Annotated in this window: 14 protein-coding genes; 10 read left to right on the top strand and 4 right to left on the bottom strand. The window is 71.3% G+C overall.

Annotated features, from left to right (window positions below; genetic code table 11):
* Window positions 1–283, top strand: a 283-nt coding sequence (locus AX018_RS16350) for a transposase (RefSeq protein WP_146749345.1), incomplete at its 5' end; no start/stop codon positions are given.
* A gap of 46 nt (window positions 284–329) precedes the next feature.
* Here AX018_RS16350 and AX018_RS16345 read toward each other — a convergent pair.
* Complete coding sequence (locus tag AX018_RS16345) at window positions 330–1,814, bottom strand: sensor histidine kinase (protein WP_111879265.1); 1,485 nt, start codon at window positions 1,812–1,814, stop codon at window positions 330–332.
* Window positions 1,811–2,518 carry a response regulator transcription factor gene (locus AX018_RS16340; protein WP_111879262.1) on the bottom strand — a complete coding sequence of 236 codons (708 nt, stop codon included), beginning with the start codon at window positions 2,516–2,518 and terminating at the stop codon, window positions 1,811–1,813. Before AX018_RS16340 ends, AX018_RS16345 begins: the two co-directional genes overlap by 4 nt.
* Before the next feature lie 173 nt (window positions 2,519–2,691).
* Between AX018_RS16340 and AX018_RS16335 the strand changes: the two genes are divergently transcribed.
* From AX018_RS16335 to AX018_RS16315, 5 genes are all read left to right on the top strand, one after another.
* Window positions 2,692–4,065 carry a TolC family protein gene (locus AX018_RS16335; RefSeq protein WP_211322455.1) on the top strand — a complete coding sequence of 458 codons (1,374 nt, stop codon included), beginning with the start codon at window positions 2,692–2,694 and terminating at the stop codon, window positions 4,063–4,065.
* Between the two features lie 56 nt (window positions 4,066–4,121).
* Entirely contained in the window at window positions 4,122–5,321 is a 1,200-nt protein-coding gene (locus AX018_RS16330; RefSeq protein ID WP_111879260.1) for an efflux RND transporter periplasmic adaptor subunit, read from the top strand.
* A complete protein-coding gene (locus tag AX018_RS16325) occupies window positions 5,318–8,404 on the top strand; it encodes an efflux RND transporter permease subunit (protein WP_111879257.1) in 3,087 nt (1,028 codons plus the stop codon). Before AX018_RS16330 ends, AX018_RS16325 begins: the two co-directional genes overlap by 4 nt.
* A 178-nt stretch (window positions 8,405–8,582) precedes the next feature.
* Entirely contained in the window at window positions 8,583–8,960 is a 378-nt protein-coding gene (locus AX018_RS16320) for a hypothetical protein (protein ID WP_146749344.1), read from the top strand.
* Window positions 8,957–9,550 carry a hypothetical protein gene (locus tag AX018_RS16315; protein WP_146749343.1) on the top strand — a complete coding sequence of 198 codons (594 nt, stop codon included), beginning with the start codon at window positions 8,957–8,959 and terminating at the stop codon, window positions 9,548–9,550. The genes AX018_RS16320 and AX018_RS16315 overlap by 4 nt, the downstream gene beginning before the upstream one ends.
* Before the next feature lie 62 nt (window positions 9,551–9,612).
* Here the strand turns inward: AX018_RS16315 and AX018_RS16310 are convergent, their stop codons facing one another.
* Both AX018_RS16310 and AX018_RS16305 read right to left on the bottom strand, forming a co-directional pair.
* Entirely contained in the window at window positions 9,613–11,262 is a 1,650-nt protein-coding gene (locus AX018_RS16310) for a methyl-accepting chemotaxis protein (protein ID WP_111879248.1), read from the bottom strand.
* 110 nt (window positions 11,263–11,372) lie between these two features.
* A complete protein-coding gene (locus AX018_RS16305) occupies window positions 11,373–13,643 on the bottom strand; it encodes a heavy metal translocating P-type ATPase (protein ID WP_111879245.1) in 2,271 nt (756 codons plus the stop codon).
* 158 nt (window positions 13,644–13,801) lie between these two features.
* On the opposite strand from AX018_RS16305, the gene AX018_RS16300 reads away from it, so the two are divergent.
* The 4 genes from AX018_RS16300 (at window position 13,802) to AX018_RS16285 (ending at window position 15,848) form a co-directional block, all read left to right on the top strand.
* Complete coding sequence (locus tag AX018_RS16300) at window positions 13,802–14,005, top strand: heavy-metal-associated domain-containing protein (protein ID WP_111879243.1); 204 nt, start codon at window positions 13,802–13,804, stop codon at window positions 14,003–14,005.
* Entirely contained in the window at window positions 14,002–14,460 is a 459-nt protein-coding gene (cueR, locus tag AX018_RS16295; protein WP_111879240.1) for a Cu(I)-responsive transcriptional regulator, read from the top strand. The genes AX018_RS16300 and cueR overlap by 4 nt, the downstream gene beginning before the upstream one ends.
* A gap of 520 nt (window positions 14,461–14,980) precedes the next feature.
* Window positions 14,981–15,373 (top strand): BPSL0067 family protein, encoded by a 393-nt coding sequence (locus AX018_RS16290; protein WP_111879237.1) that lies wholly within the window; start codon window positions 14,981–14,983, stop codon window positions 15,371–15,373.
* A 13-nt stretch (window positions 15,374–15,386) separates the two neighbouring features.
* Window positions 15,387–15,848: an STY0301 family protein gene (locus AX018_RS16285; RefSeq protein WP_111879234.1), complete on the top strand. Its 462-nt coding sequence runs from the start codon at window positions 15,387–15,389 to the stop codon at window positions 15,846–15,848.
* Window positions 15,849–16,151 lie beyond the last annotated feature (303 nt).

Here is a 16,151-nt window from a genome sequence, read left to right as displayed (position 1 = left end):
CTCGCTGGGGCGGGTGCAAAGTGTGCTGACGGACAGCGGTTACACAGGCGAGCCCTTCGCGCAAGGCGTCAAGGACATCCTGGGTGAGCATGTGACGGTGCAGATCGCCAAGAGAAGCGAGTTGCACACCTTCAAGGTCATGCCCAAGCGCTGGGTGGTTGAGCGCAGCTTTGCTTGGCTGGACAAGAACCGGCGGCTATGGAAGAACTGTGAGCGATGGCTCAACACCAGCTTACAGTTCGTCCACTTGGCGTTTCTGGCTCTGCTACTCAGAAGATCGTAAACACGTTCTAAGGCTGCGCGGGGGCCTGGCAAGCCGGCGCGGGCGTTCAGCCCCCCTCGGCTGCGGCAACGGCCGCCTCGGCCAGCACCAGCCCCACCCGCAGCCCCTGCCCGTCCGCCCCCGTGCCCAGCACCAGCCGCGCGCCCAGCAGCTCGGCATAGCGCGCCACGATGGCCAGGCCCAGGCCGGCGCCCTGGCCCAGGCGTTCGCCCTCGCGGCCCTGGGCCCAGCGCTGCAGCAGGTCGGAGCGCTGCGCCTGCGGGATGCCGGGGCCGTTGTCCACCACCGCCAGCACCACGCCACCGCCGCCGCTGCCCTCGGCGGCTTCGGCGGCCTCGCGCACGATCTCCACGGTGATGCGCGGCGGCGGGCCGTCCCCGGCGGGGCGGCCGTAGCGCAGGGCGTTGTCGATCAGGTTGCCCAGCACGCCCTCGATGAGCAGGGGCTGGCCCTGCACGGTCATGGGCTGCTCCAGCCCGCGCGCGCCCAGGTCCACGCCGGCCGCGTCGGCGCGCGGCAGGAAGCGCAGCACGGCGTCGCGCGCCAGCTCGTCCAGCGCCACGGGCTGGCGCGGCATGGCGCCGCGCACCTCGTCGGCCAGCGCCAGGGCCAGGAGCTGGTCCACGAGGTGGCTGGCGCGGGCCTCGCTGTCAGCCACGCCGGCCAATTGTTCATGCCACACGGCCGGGTCCTTGTGGGCCAGGCCGTAGGCGGCCAGGGCGCGGATGCCGGCGAGCGGCGTGCGCAGTTCGTGCGCCACGTTGCCGGCGAACTCGCGCTGCGCGCGCACGCCCTGGGCCACGCGCGCCAGCAGGTCGTTCACGGCCCCGCCCAGGCGCTGCAGGTCGCGCGTGGCGGCCTCCACCGGCACGGGGGCGAGGTCGCGCGCATCGCGGCCCGACAGCGCGGCCTGGAAGGCCGCCAGGGGCTGCAGGTCGGCCTGGATGGCGCGCCGCAGCCAGAGGGCCAGCGCCAGCAGCAGCAGCCCCTGGGGCACCACCGAATACAGCAGCACGCTGCGCAGCATGGCGCTGCGGGCATGCACCGTCTGGGCGGCGATCACCTCGAAGGGCTGGGGCTCGGCGACCTGCACGCGCACGGCGCGCAGGGCGCGGCCGCGGTGGCTGATGTCGGAGAAGCGGTAGGCATCGCCGCCGCGCGGCGGCGGCGCCGGCAGGCTGGCATTGCCCGCCAGCAGCGAGCCGTCGGGCAGCAGCACGGCGAAATACACCGTCTCCACCTGGTCGAAGAGCACCGATTTCAGCTCGCGCGAGGTGAGGGCCAGGTCCAGCGTGCCCTCCTTGAGCCGCACGTTGGCCGCCACCGCGTAGGCGTCGTCGAGCAGCGCGCGGTCGAAGGCGCGCTGCGTGAAGCTGTTGGCCACCAGCACCGAGATCGCCGTGCCCGCGAACCAGGTGAGCGCCAGCGGCGCGAGCACGTGGCGCAGCAGGCGCGAGCGCAGCGAGGGCGGCGCGGCGGCGGGCAGGCCGGCGGGCGGCGGCACGGGGCCGCGCGGATCGGCGGCGCTCATGGGGACGGCTCGCCGGGCGCCCCGGCCTCCAGCATGTAGCCCAGCCCGCGCAGGGTGCGGATGCCCGCGCCGCTGCCCTGCAGTTTCTTGCGCAGGCGCGAGATGAAGGCCTCCAGCGCGTTGTCGCCCAGCGTGTCGTCGAAGCCCGAGAGCTTGTCCGAGAGCGTGCGCTTGCTCACCACGCGGCCCGGCGGGGTCATCAGCTCCCACAGCACCTCGAATTCGCGCGCGGGCAGCTCGAAGGGCGCGTCCTGCAGCGTGAAGCGGCGCGCGCGCCGGTCCAGCACCAGGCCGCCCGCGCGGGTGCGGTCGTCGGCGCCCTGCGTGCGCCGCACCAGGGCGCGCAGCCGGGCCTCCACCTCGGCCAGGTCGAAGGGCTTGCCCAGGTAGTCGTCGGCGCCCGCGTCCAGGCCGGCGATGCGCTCCTCGGTGCGGTCGCGCGCGGTGAGCACCAGCACCGGCGTGCGGTCGCCGCGCGCCCGCGCCGCGCGCAGCACCGACAGGCCGCTGCCCAGCGCGCTGCCCGGGGCCGCGTCCTGCGGCAGGTTCAGGTCGAGCAGCACGGCATCGAAGGGCTGCACGCTCCAGAAATGGCCGGCCTCGGCCACGCTGGCGGCCGCGTCCACGCGGTGGCCGGCATCGGCCAGACTGCGCAGCATCACGCCGCGCAGCACGGCATCGTCTTCGACTACGAGGATGCGCATGGGCAGGAAGAAGCGACAGGGGTGGAAGGGCCTCCGCGCCACGGGCCGCGCCAGTGGATCGGGGGGAATGCGTGCATTGTGGCGCGGGAAACGGCACCGAAACCACCCTCGGGGCGCAGCGCCGCGGGCCCATGGTCAGGCAGCGGTCAGGCGGCGGTGCCTATAAATGCGCCATGCGCCCCATTCCCTTCCCCGTCCTTCGCGGTGCCCCGGCCTCCCTGGCCGCGGCCGGTCTGCTGGCCTGCGGCGCCCTCGCCGGTCTGCCCCCGGCCCATGCCCAGACCGCCGCCCCGCCTTCTTCTTCCTCCGCCCCGGCGGCAGCCAGCCCGGCCGGCGCGGCGCGCGGCGCGGCCTGGACCCTGGCCCAGGCCCTGTCCGCCGCGCGCGACAACAGCGAGGTCACGCAGGCCCGCCAGGACCTGGCCGGCGCCCGCGCCGACGTGCTCAGCGCCAACCACGCCCCCCTGCCCTCGCTGACCACCAAGGCCAGCTCCATCGACCTGCAGCACGGCCCCGGCGCGGGCAACGTGTTCACGCGCAAGCGCATCGACAAGTCGGTGGGCATCGACTGGACCTGGGAGCGCGGCGACAAGCGCGCGCTGCGCACCCAGGCCGCCGAGCGCGCGGCCGACGCCGCGCATGCCGACGTGGAAGACGTGCAGGTGCAGCAGCTGCAGGCCGCGATGGCCGCCTACTACGACCTGCTGGCCGCGCAGGACCGGCTGCGCGAGGTCGCTGCCATCGAACGCAGCCTGGGCGACGTGGCCGGCCTGGCCGACCGGCGCGTGAAAGCCGGCGACCTGTCGGCGCAGGACGCCGCGCGCACCCGCATCGAGGCCGACCGCGCCCGGGCCGACACCCGCGCGGCCGAACAGGCACGCGACGACGCCGCGCTGGCGCTGGCCCAGGTGACGGGCAGCACGGGCGCCCGCCTGGAGGCCGTGGACACCCCCTGGCCCACCGTGGCCGCCGGCGCGTCGGCAGCCGACGCCGAGCTGGCGGCCTGGGCCGAATCCCGCGCCGACGTGCGCGCCGCCCTGGCCCGCGCGCAGGCCGCCCAGGCCGCGCTGGACGGCGCCAACGCGCTGCGCAAGTCCGACTGGACGGTGGGCGCCTCCATCGACCACTACCCCGGCACCTCCAACCGGCTGGTCGAGCTGCGCGTGCAGATCCCGCTGCAGTGGGGCTACCAGTACCAGGGCGAGATCGGCCGCGCCCAGGCCGAATACGCCAAGGCGCAGGACGCGCTGGACAACACCCGCCGCCTCGCGCTGCTGGACCTGCAGCACCTGCGCCAGACGCAGGAGAGCGCCGCCCGCCGCGCCGCCGACTACGAACAGGGCGTGCTGCCCCGCGCGCGCCAGGTGGCCGAGAGCGCCGAGCTGGCCTACCGCAAGGGCGCCATCGCGCTCACCGACCTGCTGGACGCCCAGCGCACGCTGCGCGCCACGCTGCTCGACGCCCTCTCGGCCCGCGCCGACTACGCCAAGGCGCGCGGCGCCTGGCTGCTGCGCACGCAGCCGCAGGTGCTCACGGGCATGCCCTGACCGCCGGCCCCGCCCGCTCCGAACGCCCCCCGATTCCTCCCCCGGACCTTCCGACCATGGTGCACTTCCTCTCCCTCCCCACGCGGCGCCAGGCCGCATGCGGCCTGATGGCCCTCGCGGCCCTGGGCGCCGCGGCCCTGCTGCAGGGCTGCGGCAAATCCGCCGCCGAAACCCCCACCACGCCCGAGCCCGCCCCGCCCGTGCTGCAGTCGGGCCAGCTGCGCTTTCCCTCGGGCCACCCGCAGCTCGCGCTGCTGACCACCACCGAGGCGCGCGCCGCCAAGGACGTGGCCGTGGACCTGCCCGCGCGCCTGGTATGGAACGAGGAGCGCACGCAGCGCGTGTACCCCGCCTTCGCGGGCCGCGTGACCGCCATGCAGGCCGACCTGGGCCAGTCGGTGAAGGCCGGCGCGCCGCTCGCGCTGCTGGCCTCGCCGGATTTCGGGCAGGCCCAGGCCGACACCGCCAAGGCGCAGGCCGCGCAGTCGCTCGCCCAGCAGTCGCTCAAGCGCCAGCGCGAGCTGTTCGAGGCCGGCATCGTGGCCCGCAAGGACCTGGAGCAGGCCGAGGCCGACGCCGCCGGCGCCCATGCCGAGGTGGCCCGCGCCGCCGCGCGCACGCGGCTCTATGGCGGCAGCGCCACGGTGAACCAGCAGCTCGCGCTCACCTCCGGCATCAGCGGCGTGGTGGTGGAGCGCAACCTCAACCCCGGCCAGGAAGTGCGGCCCGACCAGTCCGGCTCCGCCCTCTTCGTGGTGACCGACCCCACGTCGCTCTGGGTGCAGATCGACGCGCGCGAGAGCGATCTCGCCTCGCTGCGCCCCGGCGACGCCTTCGCGCTGCAGGTGCCCGCCTACCCCGGCGCCACCTTCACCGGCAAGGTGATGGCCACGGCCGACGCCATCGACCCCGGCACGCGCACGATCAAGGTGCGCGGCGTGGTGCCCAACGCCGACCGGCGCCTGAAGGCCGAAATGCTGGCCACCGCGCGCGTGCAGGAGAGCCGCGCGAACGGCGTGGTGGTGCCCGCCAGCGCCATCGTGCTCGACGGCACGCAGCACGTGGTCTATGTGCGCCGCGAGTCCGGCGTGTTCGCGCCGCGCAAGGTCGAGCTGGCGCAGGAAGGCCCGGGCGAGGTCATCGTGGCCTCGGGCCTGCAGGCCGGCGAGGCCGTGGTGAGCCAGAACGCGCTGCTGCTGGCCCGCCAGTTCCAATCCATGGCCGATGACGGCGCCGTGAAGAAAGAGGCTCCATGAAGCGCCTCATCCACTACGCGGTGCACCAGCCGCTCTTCATCGTGCTCGGCGTGCTGCTGTTCGCACTCGCCGGCGTCATCGCCTTCAAGAACCTGTCGGTGGAGGCCTTCCCCGACGTGACCGACACGCAGGTCACCGTGATCGCGCTCTTTCCCGGCCGCGCGCCGGAAGAGGTGGAAAAGCAGGTCACCCTGCCCATCGAGACAGCCCTGGCCGGCCTGCCCAATTCGATCCGGGTGTTCTCGCACACGCAGTTCGGACTGTCGTTCACCGTGGTCACCTACGACGATGCGGCCAACGTGAACATCGTGCGCCAGCAGGTGGCCGAGCGCCTGTCCACCGTGGACCTGCCGCCGGGCGTGCAGGCCGAGATCGCGCCCAACGCCACGCCGGTGGGCGAGATCATGCGCTACCGCTTGAAGGGCGACGGCCTCACCACCACCGACATCCGCACCATCGAAGACTGGACCGTGGAGCGCGCGCTGCGCCAGGTGCCCGGCGTGGCCGACGTGGTGGCCATGGGCGGCGCCATCAAGCAGTACGAGGTGCAGCCCGACATGGACAAGCTGCGCGCGTACAAGGTGAGCTTCCAGAACCTGCTGGACGTGCTGGGCCGCAGCAACGCGAATGCCGGCGGCAGCTACGTGGCGCAGGGCGCGCAGCAGTACACCATCCGCGGCCTGGGCCTGCTGCGCTCGGCCGAGGATATCGGGCGCATCGTCGTGGCCTCGCGGGGCGGCACGCCCGTGCTCATCCGTGACATCGCCCAGGTGCGCATCGGCGCCGTGCCGCAGCTCGGCGTGGTGGGGCAGGACCAGGACGACGACATCGTCACCGGCATCGTGGTCATGCGCAAGGGCGAGAACCCGAGCGTGGTGCTCAAGGGCGTGAAGGACAAGATCGCCGAGCTGAACGCGCGCGGTCTGCCGCCGGGCGTGCAGATCGTGCCCTTCTACGACCGCACCTGGCTCATGGACAAGACGCTCACCACCGTGTTCCACAACCTCGTGGAAGGCGCGCTGCTGGTGTCGCTGGTGCTCTACCTGTTCCTCTCCAACCTGCGCGCCAGCCTGGCCGTGGTGGTGGTGATCCCGCTCGCGCTGCTGTCCACCTTCATGGGTCTGAAGATCATGGGCGTGCCGGCCAACCTGCTGAGCCTGGGCGCGATGGACTTCGGCATCATCGTGGACGGCGCGGTGATCGTGATCGAGAACATCATGCACCGCCTGGCCGAGCGCGGCGAGAACATGGACGAGCGCGACCGGCGCGACACCATCATCGAGGCCGCCAGCGAAGTGGGCCGGCCCACGCTGTTCTCGATGCTCATCATCATCGCGGCGCACATCCCCATCTTCGCGCTGCAGCGCCACGAGGGCCGCATCTTCCAGCCCATGGCGCTGTCGGTCACCACCGCGCTCATCGGCTCGCTGATCTTCTCGCTCACGCTGGTGCCCCTGCTGGCCTACTGGCTGCTGCGCCGCAAGCTGCCGCACGGCGACAACCGGCTCGTCACGCGCGCCAAGGGCCTCTACGCCCCGCTGCTCGACTGGGCGCTCACGCGCCGCCGCACGGTGGTCGTCATCGCGCTGGCGGTGTTCGGGCTCGCCATGGTGGCGGCCTCGCGGCTGGGGTCCGAATTCCTGCCCGAGCTCGACGAAGGCACCACCTGGGTCAACTTCAGCCTCTCGCCCAACGTCTCCACCGCCGAGGCTTCGCGCATCCTGCGCATGGCGCGCAAGGCGCTGCTGTCGGTGCCCGAGGTGCGCACCACCGTCTCCAAGGCCGGCCAGCCCGAGGACGGCACCGACCCCAAGACCATCTCCATGGCCGAGATCTTTGTCGATCTGAAGCCCGAGGACCAGTGGCGCGCCGGCATGACGCGCGAGAAGATCACCGAGGAGATGGGCCGCGCGCTCGCGGCCATCCCGGGCATCGACCCGGCGTTCTCGCAGCCCATCCGCGACAACGTGCTCGAATCCATCTCGCAGATCAAGGGCCAGATCGTCATCAAGCTCGCGGGCGACGACCTCGTGGAGATGAAGCGCATCACGGAAGAAATCGCGCGCGAGGTCAAGCAGGTGCAGGGCGTGGCCCGCGCCGAGATCGACCGCGAAGGCCAGGTGCCGCAGCTGCTCATCGACATCGACCGCGACCGCGCCGCGCGCTACGGCCTCAACGTGAGCGACATCCAGGACGTGATCGAGGCGGCGCTGGCCGGCAAGGCCGCCACCAACCTGTGGGAAGGCGAGCGCAAGTTCGCCGTGGCCGTGCGCCTGCCCTCGGACGAGCGCACCATCGCCAACCTGCCGCGCACGCCCATCGCCACGCCCGACGGCGGCTACGTGCAGCTGGGCGACGTGGCGAAAATCCGCGAAAGCTCCGGTGCGATGAACATCGCCCGCGAGGCCGGCCGCCGCACCACGGCCATCGGCATCTTCATCGCCGGGCGCGACATGGGCTCGGTGGTGGCCGACATGAAGGCCCGCGTGGAGAAGAACGTGAAGATCCCCTCCAACTACCAGGTCAACTGGTCGGGCGAATTCGAGAACCAGGAACGCGCCATGAAGCGCCTCTCGGTGGTCGTGCCCATCTCGCTGCTGCTGATCTTCGTGCTGCTGTTCGACGCCTTCAAGTCGATCAAGATGGCCTCGCTGATCCTGCTGAACGTGCCCCTGGCCCTCATCGGCGGCTTCGTGGCGCTCTGGGCCTTCGGCATCCCGCTGTCGGTCTCGGCGGCCATCGGCTTCATCGCGCTCTCGGGGCAGGCGGTGCTCAACGGCGTGGTGATGCTCTCGGTGTTCCAGCAACTGCAGGCCGGCGGCGCCAGCGTGGTGGAAGCCGTGCGCCAGGGCTCCATGCAGCGCCTGCGCACCGTGCTCATGACCGCCCTGCTCGCCATGCTGGGCCTGCTGCCCATGGCCCTCTCGCACGAGATCGGATCGGAAACGCAGCGGCCCCTGGCCATCGTGGTGATCGGCGGGCTGGTGACGGCGACGATGCTGACGCTGGTGGTGCTGCCGGCGCTGTATGTGGCGTGGTTCGGGCCGAAGGAGAACACCTCCAAGGCCCCGGCCGTGGCCTGACCCGGCAGCGGAGGGAGTTGCGTGGCGGCTCCCTCCCGGATCACACCCCGTTCCACACTGGCGGCCTGGCATAGCTTCTGCTGCGCCTCAATCGCTTATGTGCTGGATAAGCAAGGTCTCCGCGAATTGCCATCGTTTCAATCATCCACTGGCATAGCATGCAACGATCCAATCGCACATGGGTCCTATGTCCGGAGATCAGGAAAATACCGATGCACAGAAAGCGGCGCTGAAGGAAACGATCGATTCCTTTTTCAGATTCGCGCAGGTTCCCGTCCCCTGGAATGGCGTGGTCAATGACGGCGTTGCGACGGTCTTCCACAACATGCTGACCGAGACCGCGAAATGCTCCCAGGCGCTCTCGTTCGTTCCTCGGCCAGCCGGCGGTCCGGCGTCGGTCGTTTGGCTGTCCATGCAGCTCGCGGGCGTGGGATACCGAAACATCCAGAAGAAGCTGAGCGTTACCTGCGCGAAGAAAGCCGTGCAGAATTTCCGCTCCGACTTCCAACTGGCCTCCATGGGCGCAAGCGCACTGCAATTCGCACGATGGGCATGAAGCGATCCCTCCTCGGCACACTCCTGGGCCTGTCCAGCCTGGCGGCACAATGCGCCGGCCTGGCTGCGCAGCCCTGGCCCCCCGAGCAGCCCTGCCCCGGCTGCGCCACGCTGCAGTTCGGCGGGCTGGAGATGCAGTTTTCACCCAGCCTGGTCGGCAGGTTCTTCGTTCCCACGGACGGGCAGCCCTTCGTGGCGCTCGCACCGCCGGAACAGGGGCTTCCCCAGGGGCCGGTCATCCAGGCCATGGAAGCCAAGGCGCTGCGGCAGCGCTACCAGCGGCTGGGAATCTTCGAGAAGCACCGCCTCCGCACGCCCTTGGCGTTCTACGAACTGCTCGGGGATACCTCGCGCCAGGACGAGAGCCTGGACCTCGTGAGGAAGGCCGAATCCATTGCAGATGCCGTCAGCTACGAGAAATTCTCGAAAGGGCCTTTGACGGCGATCCGGATACGGCAATCCGATCCCCGGCTGGACATCGCCTATCTCTTCACGGACAGGCCGGACATCTACTACATGGTGGCCGGCGACATGCCGAAGAACCTGTGGGAACGGCTGCTGTCCACGCTCAAAAGCGTCGCCGTTCCATAGGCCGTGCGGGGTCTATCCGCAGGCCCTGCCGGCCTGCCCGGCCAGCAAGCCCGCACGCGCATTCAAGCCGACAGCAACGCCGTCCGCCCACTCCCCGACGCCAGCGCCGCAGAGCCCGCGTAACCCCGCGCCCCGCCGGCCACCTCCGAATCGGCCAGATGGAACTGCTGCACCACCTGCGACAGCCGCGCGGCCTGTTCGCGCAGGGATTCGGCGGCGGCGGCGGATTGCTCCACCAGGGCGGCGTTCTGCTGGGTCATGCGGTCGATCTCGCCCACCGAGCCGTTGACCTGCCCGATGCCGGCGGACTGCTCGGATGCGGCGGAGTTGATCTCGCCGATGATGTCCGAGACGCGCTGCACGCTCTCCACGATCTCCTTCATGGCCGTGCCGGCGTCTTCCACGTGGCGCACGCCGCCGTTCACGGCGGTCACGCTGGAGCTGATGAGGCCCTTAATCTCGCTGGCGGCCTGGGCGCTGCGCTGCGCGAGGTTGCGCACCTCGCCGGCCACCACGGCGAAGCCGCGGCCCTGCTCGCCCGCGCGGGCGGCCTCCACGGCGGCGTTCAGCGCGAGGATGTTGGTCTGGAAGGCGATCGAGTCGATCAGGCCGATGATGTCGCTGATCTTGCGGCTCGAAGCCGAGATCTCGTGCATGCTGGCCACGGCCTGCTCCACCACGCTGCCGCCGCGCGTGGCGATGCCGGAGGCCGAGGCCACGAGCTGGTTGGCCACCTGCGAGGACGAGGCCGTCTGCTGCACCGTGGCCGTGAGCTGCGAGAGCGAGGCCACGGCCTCCTGGGCATTGCTGGCCGTCTGCTCGGTGCGCGAGGAGAGATCCTGGTTGCCCGAGGCGATCTCCTGGCTGGCCGTGGCGATGCTGCCGCTGGCGTCGCGCACCTGCGACACCAGCGCGCCCAGGCCCTCCTGCATGCCCTGCAGCGAGCGCTGCAGGTCGGCCACCTCGTCGCGGCCCTCCACGCTCAGGCTCTGCGACAGGTCGCCGCCGGCGATGGCCTGGGCCATGCGCCGCGCGTCCACCAGCGGGCGGCAGATGGAATTCATGTTCAGCAGCGTGAGCGGCACCACCACCACCACGGTGATCACCACGGCCAGCGCGAACAGCCACTTGGTCTGGCTGGAGACGGACTGCTGCCGCTGGGTCACCTGCTCCACCTCCTGGCGCAGCGCGGCATCGAGCTGGGTCATGAGCTTGTCCGCCTCGGCGAACTCGGCGATGGCCTTGCCGCTCATGCGGTTGGCGACGGTGGCGCTGTCGTAGCCCCCGGATTCGAGCTGGCGCGCGATGTTGGAGAACTGGCCGCGGTAGCTGTCCAGGCGCGTGATGATGGACTGCGCGAGCTGGTTGTCGCCGTCCGATGCGCCCGCCAGGAAGGTGCCGGCCACCTTCTTGGCACGGTCCAGGCTCGCCGTCCAAGCGGCGTGGGCCTTCTGCACGCCCTCGGGTTTCTCGTACTGGATGATCATGTCCTTCTCGTGCTGGCGGATGGCGCCCATCTCGCCGCGCAGCTCGGCCATGGCGCTCACCTCCGCGAAGGAGTGGCCGATGAATTCCTCGCTCATCGCATGGATGCGGAACATGCCCAGCATGCCGGCGCCGCCGAGCAGGCCCAGGAGTCCCAGGACCACCGCGATGGCCCCCAGCATGCGCACCCGGATCGTGAATCCCCGCATGAGCGAATCGAATTTCATGGTTGTCTTCCTCAAATCCCCGCATCGCGCGCCCTCCGGCAGGGTTTGCGCATGGATGAAACAAAACGTTGCAGCTTGCCCGCCAAGCGTAACCGAAGGGACGCGAATTCTCAAAGGCGCCACCGACGCAAAAGCAAGGCATTTGCCATCACGCTCACGGAACTGAGCGCCATGGCCGCTCCCGCCACCACCGGACTCAAGTAACCCAGCGCGGCCAGGGGAATGCCTGCCACGTTGTACGCGAAAGCCCAGAACAGGTTCTGCCGTATCTTGCCCACCGTGCGGCGCGAAATGTCGAGTGCCGCCGCCACCAGGGCCGGGTCGCCGCGCATGAGTGTGATGCCCGCCGCATGCATGGCCACGTCGGTGCCGTTGCCCATGGCGATCCCCACGTCGGCCGCGGCCAGCGCGGGCGCGTCGTTCACGCCGTCGCCCACCATCGCCACCCCGCGGGGCGGCGCGCCGCCCTCCCGGCCACCCCGCAGGGCCGCCACGCGCGCGGCCTTGTCGGCGGGCAGCACCTCGGCCATCACCTCGCCCGCCCCGGGGTCCAGGCCCAGGCGGCGGGCCATGGCCTCGGCCGCGCCCCGGTTGTCGCCCGACACCATCGCCACGCGCAGGCCCCGCGCCCGCAGCGCCGCGATCGCCCCGGCCGCGCCGGGCTTGGGTTCGTCGCCGAAGGCCAGCAGCGCGCGCACCGCCGCGCCGCCGCCGGGCAGGGCTTCGGCCAGCGCCGAGACGGTGGCGCCCTCCGACTGCAGCGCCGCCGCGCGCGCGGCCAGCGGCCCGGGCAGGCGGGCGTCCAGCGATTCCATCCACCGCAGGCTGCCCAGGCGCCAGGGCGCGCCGTCCACGCGGCCCTCGGTGCCCTGGCCCGGCACGGCGCGCACGGCCTCGGCGGCCGATGCCGGGCCCAGGCCCCGCTCGCGCGCCGCCTCCAGCGTGGCGCGCGCCAGCGGGTGCTCGCTGCCGGCCTGCAGCGCGGCCGCCACGGCCAGCAGGGGCTCCGCCGGCGCCCCGGGCGCGGGCTCGAAGGCCGTCAGGCGGGGCCGGCCCAGCGTGAGCGTGCCCGTCTTGTCGAAGGCCACGGTGCCCACGCGGTGCGCGGCCTCCAGCGCCTCCGCGTCCTTGACGAGGATGCCGTGGCGCGCGGCCACGCCCGTGCCGGCCATGATGGCCGCCGGCGTCGCCAGCCCCAGCGCGCACGGGCAGGCGATCACCAGCACCGCCACGGCGTGGATCAGCGCCGCCTCGGCCCCCGCGCCCGCCGCCAGCCAACCCAGCAGGGTGAGCAGCGCGAGCAGCAGCACCACCGGCACGAACACGGCCGAAACCTTGTCCACCAGCCGCTGGATGGGCGCCTTGGCGGCCTGCGCGTCCTCCACCAGGCGGATGATGCGCGCCAGCACCGTCTCGGCGCCCACGGCCGTCACCCGCAGCACCACGCGGCCTTCGCCGTTGACGGAGCCGCCCGTGAGCGCGTCGCCCGGCCCGCGCGCCACGGGCAGGGGCTCGCCGGTCAGCATGGATTCGTCCACCTGCGTGCGGCCTTCCACCACCGTGCCGTCCACGGGAATGCGCTCGCCGGGGCGCACGGCGATGCGGTCGCCCGCCATCACCTCGGCCACGGGCACGTCCACCTCGCCGTCCGGCCCCATCCAGTGCGCCCGCTCGGACCGCAGCGCGTGCAGCGCGCGGATCGCCGCCGTGGTCTGGCGCTTGGCCCGCGCCTCCAGCCACTTGCCCAGCATCACCAGCGTGATGACCACGGCCGAGGCCTCGAAATACAGGTGCGGCGCATGCCCGCCGCCACCCCGCACCGCCGCCGTGAACCAGAGCCACAGCGAGAGCCCGTAGGCCGCGCTGGTGCCGATGGCCACCAGCAGGTCCATGTTGCCGGCGCGCGCGCGCAGCGCGTGCCAGCCGGCGCGGTAGAAGCGCGCGCCCAGCACGAACTGCACGGGCGTGGCCAGCAGCCATTGCAGCCACGCGGGCGGCATCCCGCCGTGCCCCGCCAGCGCGCCCAGCATCGGCAGCACGAGCGGCAGCGACAGCACGATGCCGGCCGCCACGGGGCCGAAGCCCGCCCAGGGCGAGGCATCCTGCGGCGCCTTGGGCGCATCGGCCGCGCGCGGCTCGTAGCCCGCGTTGCGCACGGCACGGCGCAGCAGCCCGTCCATCGCGGCGGGCGGATCGCCCGAAGGCGCGGCATAGACGACGTGCGCGCGCTCGGTGGCCAGGTTGACCTCGGCGCTCTGCACGCCGGGCACCTTGCGCAGCGCACGCTCCACGCGGCCCGAACAGCTCGCGCAGGTCATGCCGCCGATGGCGAGGTCCAGGGCCCGGGGGGCCGAGGAGTCGGAAGAAGGGGAAGCATCCATGCCGGCACCTTAACCCCTGACATCATGGCAAGGTCAAGCCGCGCGGCAGTGGCCGGCCGGCGCTTGACTCTGCCACCATGTCAGGGTCCACCATGGCATCCGCCATCCCGTCCATCGCCCGCATCCCCGGGCCACCGAAGAAAGAAAGGAGCTTTTCCATGCCACAGCAGCACATCCTCCAGGTCCAGGGCATGACCTGCGGCCATTGCGAGCGCGCCGTCACCCAGGCCGTACGCCAGCTCGACCCCGCCGCCACCGTGGCCATCGACCGCCCGGCGGGCCGCGTCACCGTCGATACGAACCAGCCGCGCGAGGCCGTGGCCGCCGCCATCGCCGAGGAAGGCTACGCGGTCGCCCCATGAGCGCCGCGCCGGTCCATTCCCAAGCCAGCGCAGGGCCCGATGCCGGCGGCGGCCCGGTCGCCATCGGCACCGCCGCCGCCCGCGCGGGCGTCTCGCCGCGCATGGTGCGGCACTACGAGGCGCTGGGCCTGCTCGGCCGCGTGGCCCGCACCGACGGCGGCTACCGCCAGTACACCGAGGCCGACGTGCACACCCTGCGCTTCATCCGCCGCGCGCGCGACCTGGGCTTCTCGATGGAGGAGATCACCGCCCTGCTCGGCCTCTGGCAGGACAAGCACCGCGCCAGCGCCCAGGTGAAGCACATCGCCCAGGCCCACATCGACGCCCTGGGCGAACGCATCGCCGCCATGCAGGCCATGCAACGCACGCTGCAGTCGCTGGCGAGTTGCTGCCACGGGGACGGGCGGCCGGAATGCCCGATCCTGGATGACCTGGCGGGGCCACGCGGCCAGTAGCCATCGCTCGCCATTGATCGTGAAGAAGGCGCACGGGGCCCGTCGATGGCACTGGCTTCCTGCCAGTGCCATCTTCGCAAATTTGCCCCCATCAGGACAAATTCACCGGGAAATTGGGGACTTCTTAAAAATTTGCCCTCATGGGATCACTTTTCCGCACATTCTTCTGCCTCCCCAAGCAGGACCACGGATGTTTCGGAACCAGGTGCGCGCACGGATCGATCGCCAAATGCAGCCCACACCGGCCGAGCGGCAACTGCTGGACACGATGGCCACGGTTTTCGCACTGCATGGCAGCAATGCCCTGTCGATAACGGAGTAAAAAAATTCCGCCCTCGGCTGACGATGGACAGACGCGCGGGCCTCGGCGGTCCCTGATGCGCCGGCCCGCTGCCAGCCCATCGCAAAGCCGGGTCCGAATGGCCGGGCACGGCCGCCCGCCTGCTTTGCAACCATTGGAAACAGCCGTGGGAAACCGCACACGGCCGACTAGGATCGCGTTTTTTCTGGAAAAGACGAGATGCCTTACATCTATCAGAATGCCGAAGGGCTCGAGGGAACCGCCAAGGTCGGCAGCAAGCATTGCGTGGCCCTGCTGCAGCATTACGCGCAGCTGCCCCACACCAGCTCCTGGAAACAGGGCGAGACCGTGTTCGGCAATGCCAACATCAAGAAGGGCACGGCAATCGCCACGTTCAACAGCTCCGGCAACTATGGCAGCCTGCCCACGGGCAACCACGCGGCGTTCTTCATCTCGCAGGATGCTGGCGGCATCTGGATCATGGACCAGTGGTTGAGCGACACGCAAAAGCCCACGGTGTCCATGCGCTACGTTCGCCCCAAGCCCCAGCGCAAGAACGGGGATTTCGCCGATCCCAGCAACAACGCCGGCGCGTATTCCATCATCGAGTGAGCGAGGATCTCCCATGACCATTGCCTGCCCCCCCCTCTCGCGGAGAGTGCTTGCGGCCTTGGCCCTCGCGGCGGCCGGCGCGCCCGGCATGGCGTCCGCGGCGTCCACCACGCTGGAATGCCCGGCCACGGTCCGGCTTTCCTCCCCCAGGGCCGAGGCTTCCGGCCTGCCCGCGGGCACCGAGATCTCGCTGAGCCAGAAGGCCCTCCCCCTGAGCGGCGCCAACGTGTTCGACGGCCCCCCCGCCCAGGAGGCCGCCCTGATCCCGCAATCGGACAAGCCCGGCAAGGCCGGCTCCACGGCCACCTGGACCTTCGAGGGCGATTACCCGCAGGGCAAATTCGTCTCGTGCGACTACGCGGGCGGCACCGTGCGCGTAGCGCAGCGCGTGGACGACGCGGCGAAACGCTGCACCGCCACCACCCGCACATCGAAGAACCCGCCCAGGCTGCAGGCGCGGTTCCAGTGCGACTGACAGCACCCCATCGGCGACAGGCGGGGCAATGACCGGCAGCCCCGGTGGCAGGGTCTTCCGGGCCAGATCCGGGGCCGCACCCCAGGTGGTTTCTTCGAGCGGCTGCTATATTTTCAATAGCTACTGAGTCAGCAAATACGCCGACATGCGGGCTCCCAGGCCTTCAATGCGGGCCTGCGGAGGCCTCCAGGCCTCCGCCGCCCTCGCACCGCGCCTTAGAACGTGTTCACGATCTCGCAGGGGTCGCGTTGGAGCGCAATCGGGATGAGTGGATGCCTCGGATGCGCCGCATGGGCTCGTGCC

The sequence above is a fragment of the Paracidovorax anthurii genome, assembly GCF_003269065.1.
GTDB classification, from domain to species: Bacteria; Pseudomonadota; Gammaproteobacteria; order Burkholderiales; family Burkholderiaceae_C; genus Paracidovorax; species Paracidovorax anthurii.
Note: the sequence above shows the minus strand (reverse complement) of the source record. Positions and strands in the feature narration are given on the sequence as shown.

Excerpts from the sequence above, each read along its gene's own strand:
- AX018_RS16300 (WP_111879243.1), top strand. The coding sequence starts at position 13,802 with ATGCCACAGCAGCACATCCTCCAGGTCCAGGGCATGACCTGCGGCCAT.
- cueR (WP_111879240.1), top strand. The coding sequence starts at position 14,002 with ATGAGCGCCGCGCCGGTCCATTCCCAAGCCAGCGCAGGGCCCGATGCC.
- AX018_RS16285 (WP_111879234.1), top strand. The coding sequence starts at position 15,387 with ATGACCATTGCCTGCCCCCCCCTCTCGCGGAGAGTGCTTGCGGCCTTG.
- AX018_RS16330 (WP_111879260.1), top strand. The coding sequence starts at position 4,122 with ATGGTGCACTTCCTCTCCCTCCCCACGCGGCGCCAGGCCGCATGCGGC.
- AX018_RS16310 (WP_111879248.1), bottom strand. The coding sequence starts at position 11,262 with ATGAAATTCGATTCGCTCATGCGGGGATTCACGATCCGGGTGCGCATG.
- AX018_RS16315 (WP_146749343.1), top strand. The coding sequence starts at position 8,957 with ATGAAGCGATCCCTCCTCGGCACACTCCTGGGCCTGTCCAGCCTGGCG.
- AX018_RS16320 (WP_146749344.1), top strand. The coding sequence starts at position 8,583 with ATGGGTCCTATGTCCGGAGATCAGGAAAATACCGATGCACAGAAAGCG.
- AX018_RS16325 (WP_111879257.1), top strand. The coding sequence starts at position 5,318 with ATGAAGCGCCTCATCCACTACGCGGTGCACCAGCCGCTCTTCATCGTG.
- AX018_RS16290 (WP_111879237.1), top strand. The coding sequence starts at position 14,981 with ATGCCTTACATCTATCAGAATGCCGAAGGGCTCGAGGGAACCGCCAAG.
- AX018_RS16345 (WP_111879265.1), bottom strand. The coding sequence starts at position 1,814 with ATGAGCGCCGCCGATCCGCGCGGCCCCGTGCCGCCGCCCGCCGGCCTG.
- AX018_RS16335 (WP_211322455.1), top strand. The coding sequence starts at position 2,692 with ATGCGCCCCATTCCCTTCCCCGTCCTTCGCGGTGCCCCGGCCTCCCTG.
- AX018_RS16305 (WP_111879245.1), bottom strand. The coding sequence starts at position 13,643 with ATGGATGCTTCCCCTTCTTCCGACTCCTCGGCCCCCCGGGCCCTGGAC.
- AX018_RS16340 (WP_111879262.1), bottom strand. The coding sequence starts at position 2,518 with ATGCGCATCCTCGTAGTCGAAGACGATGCCGTGCTGCGCGGCGTGATG.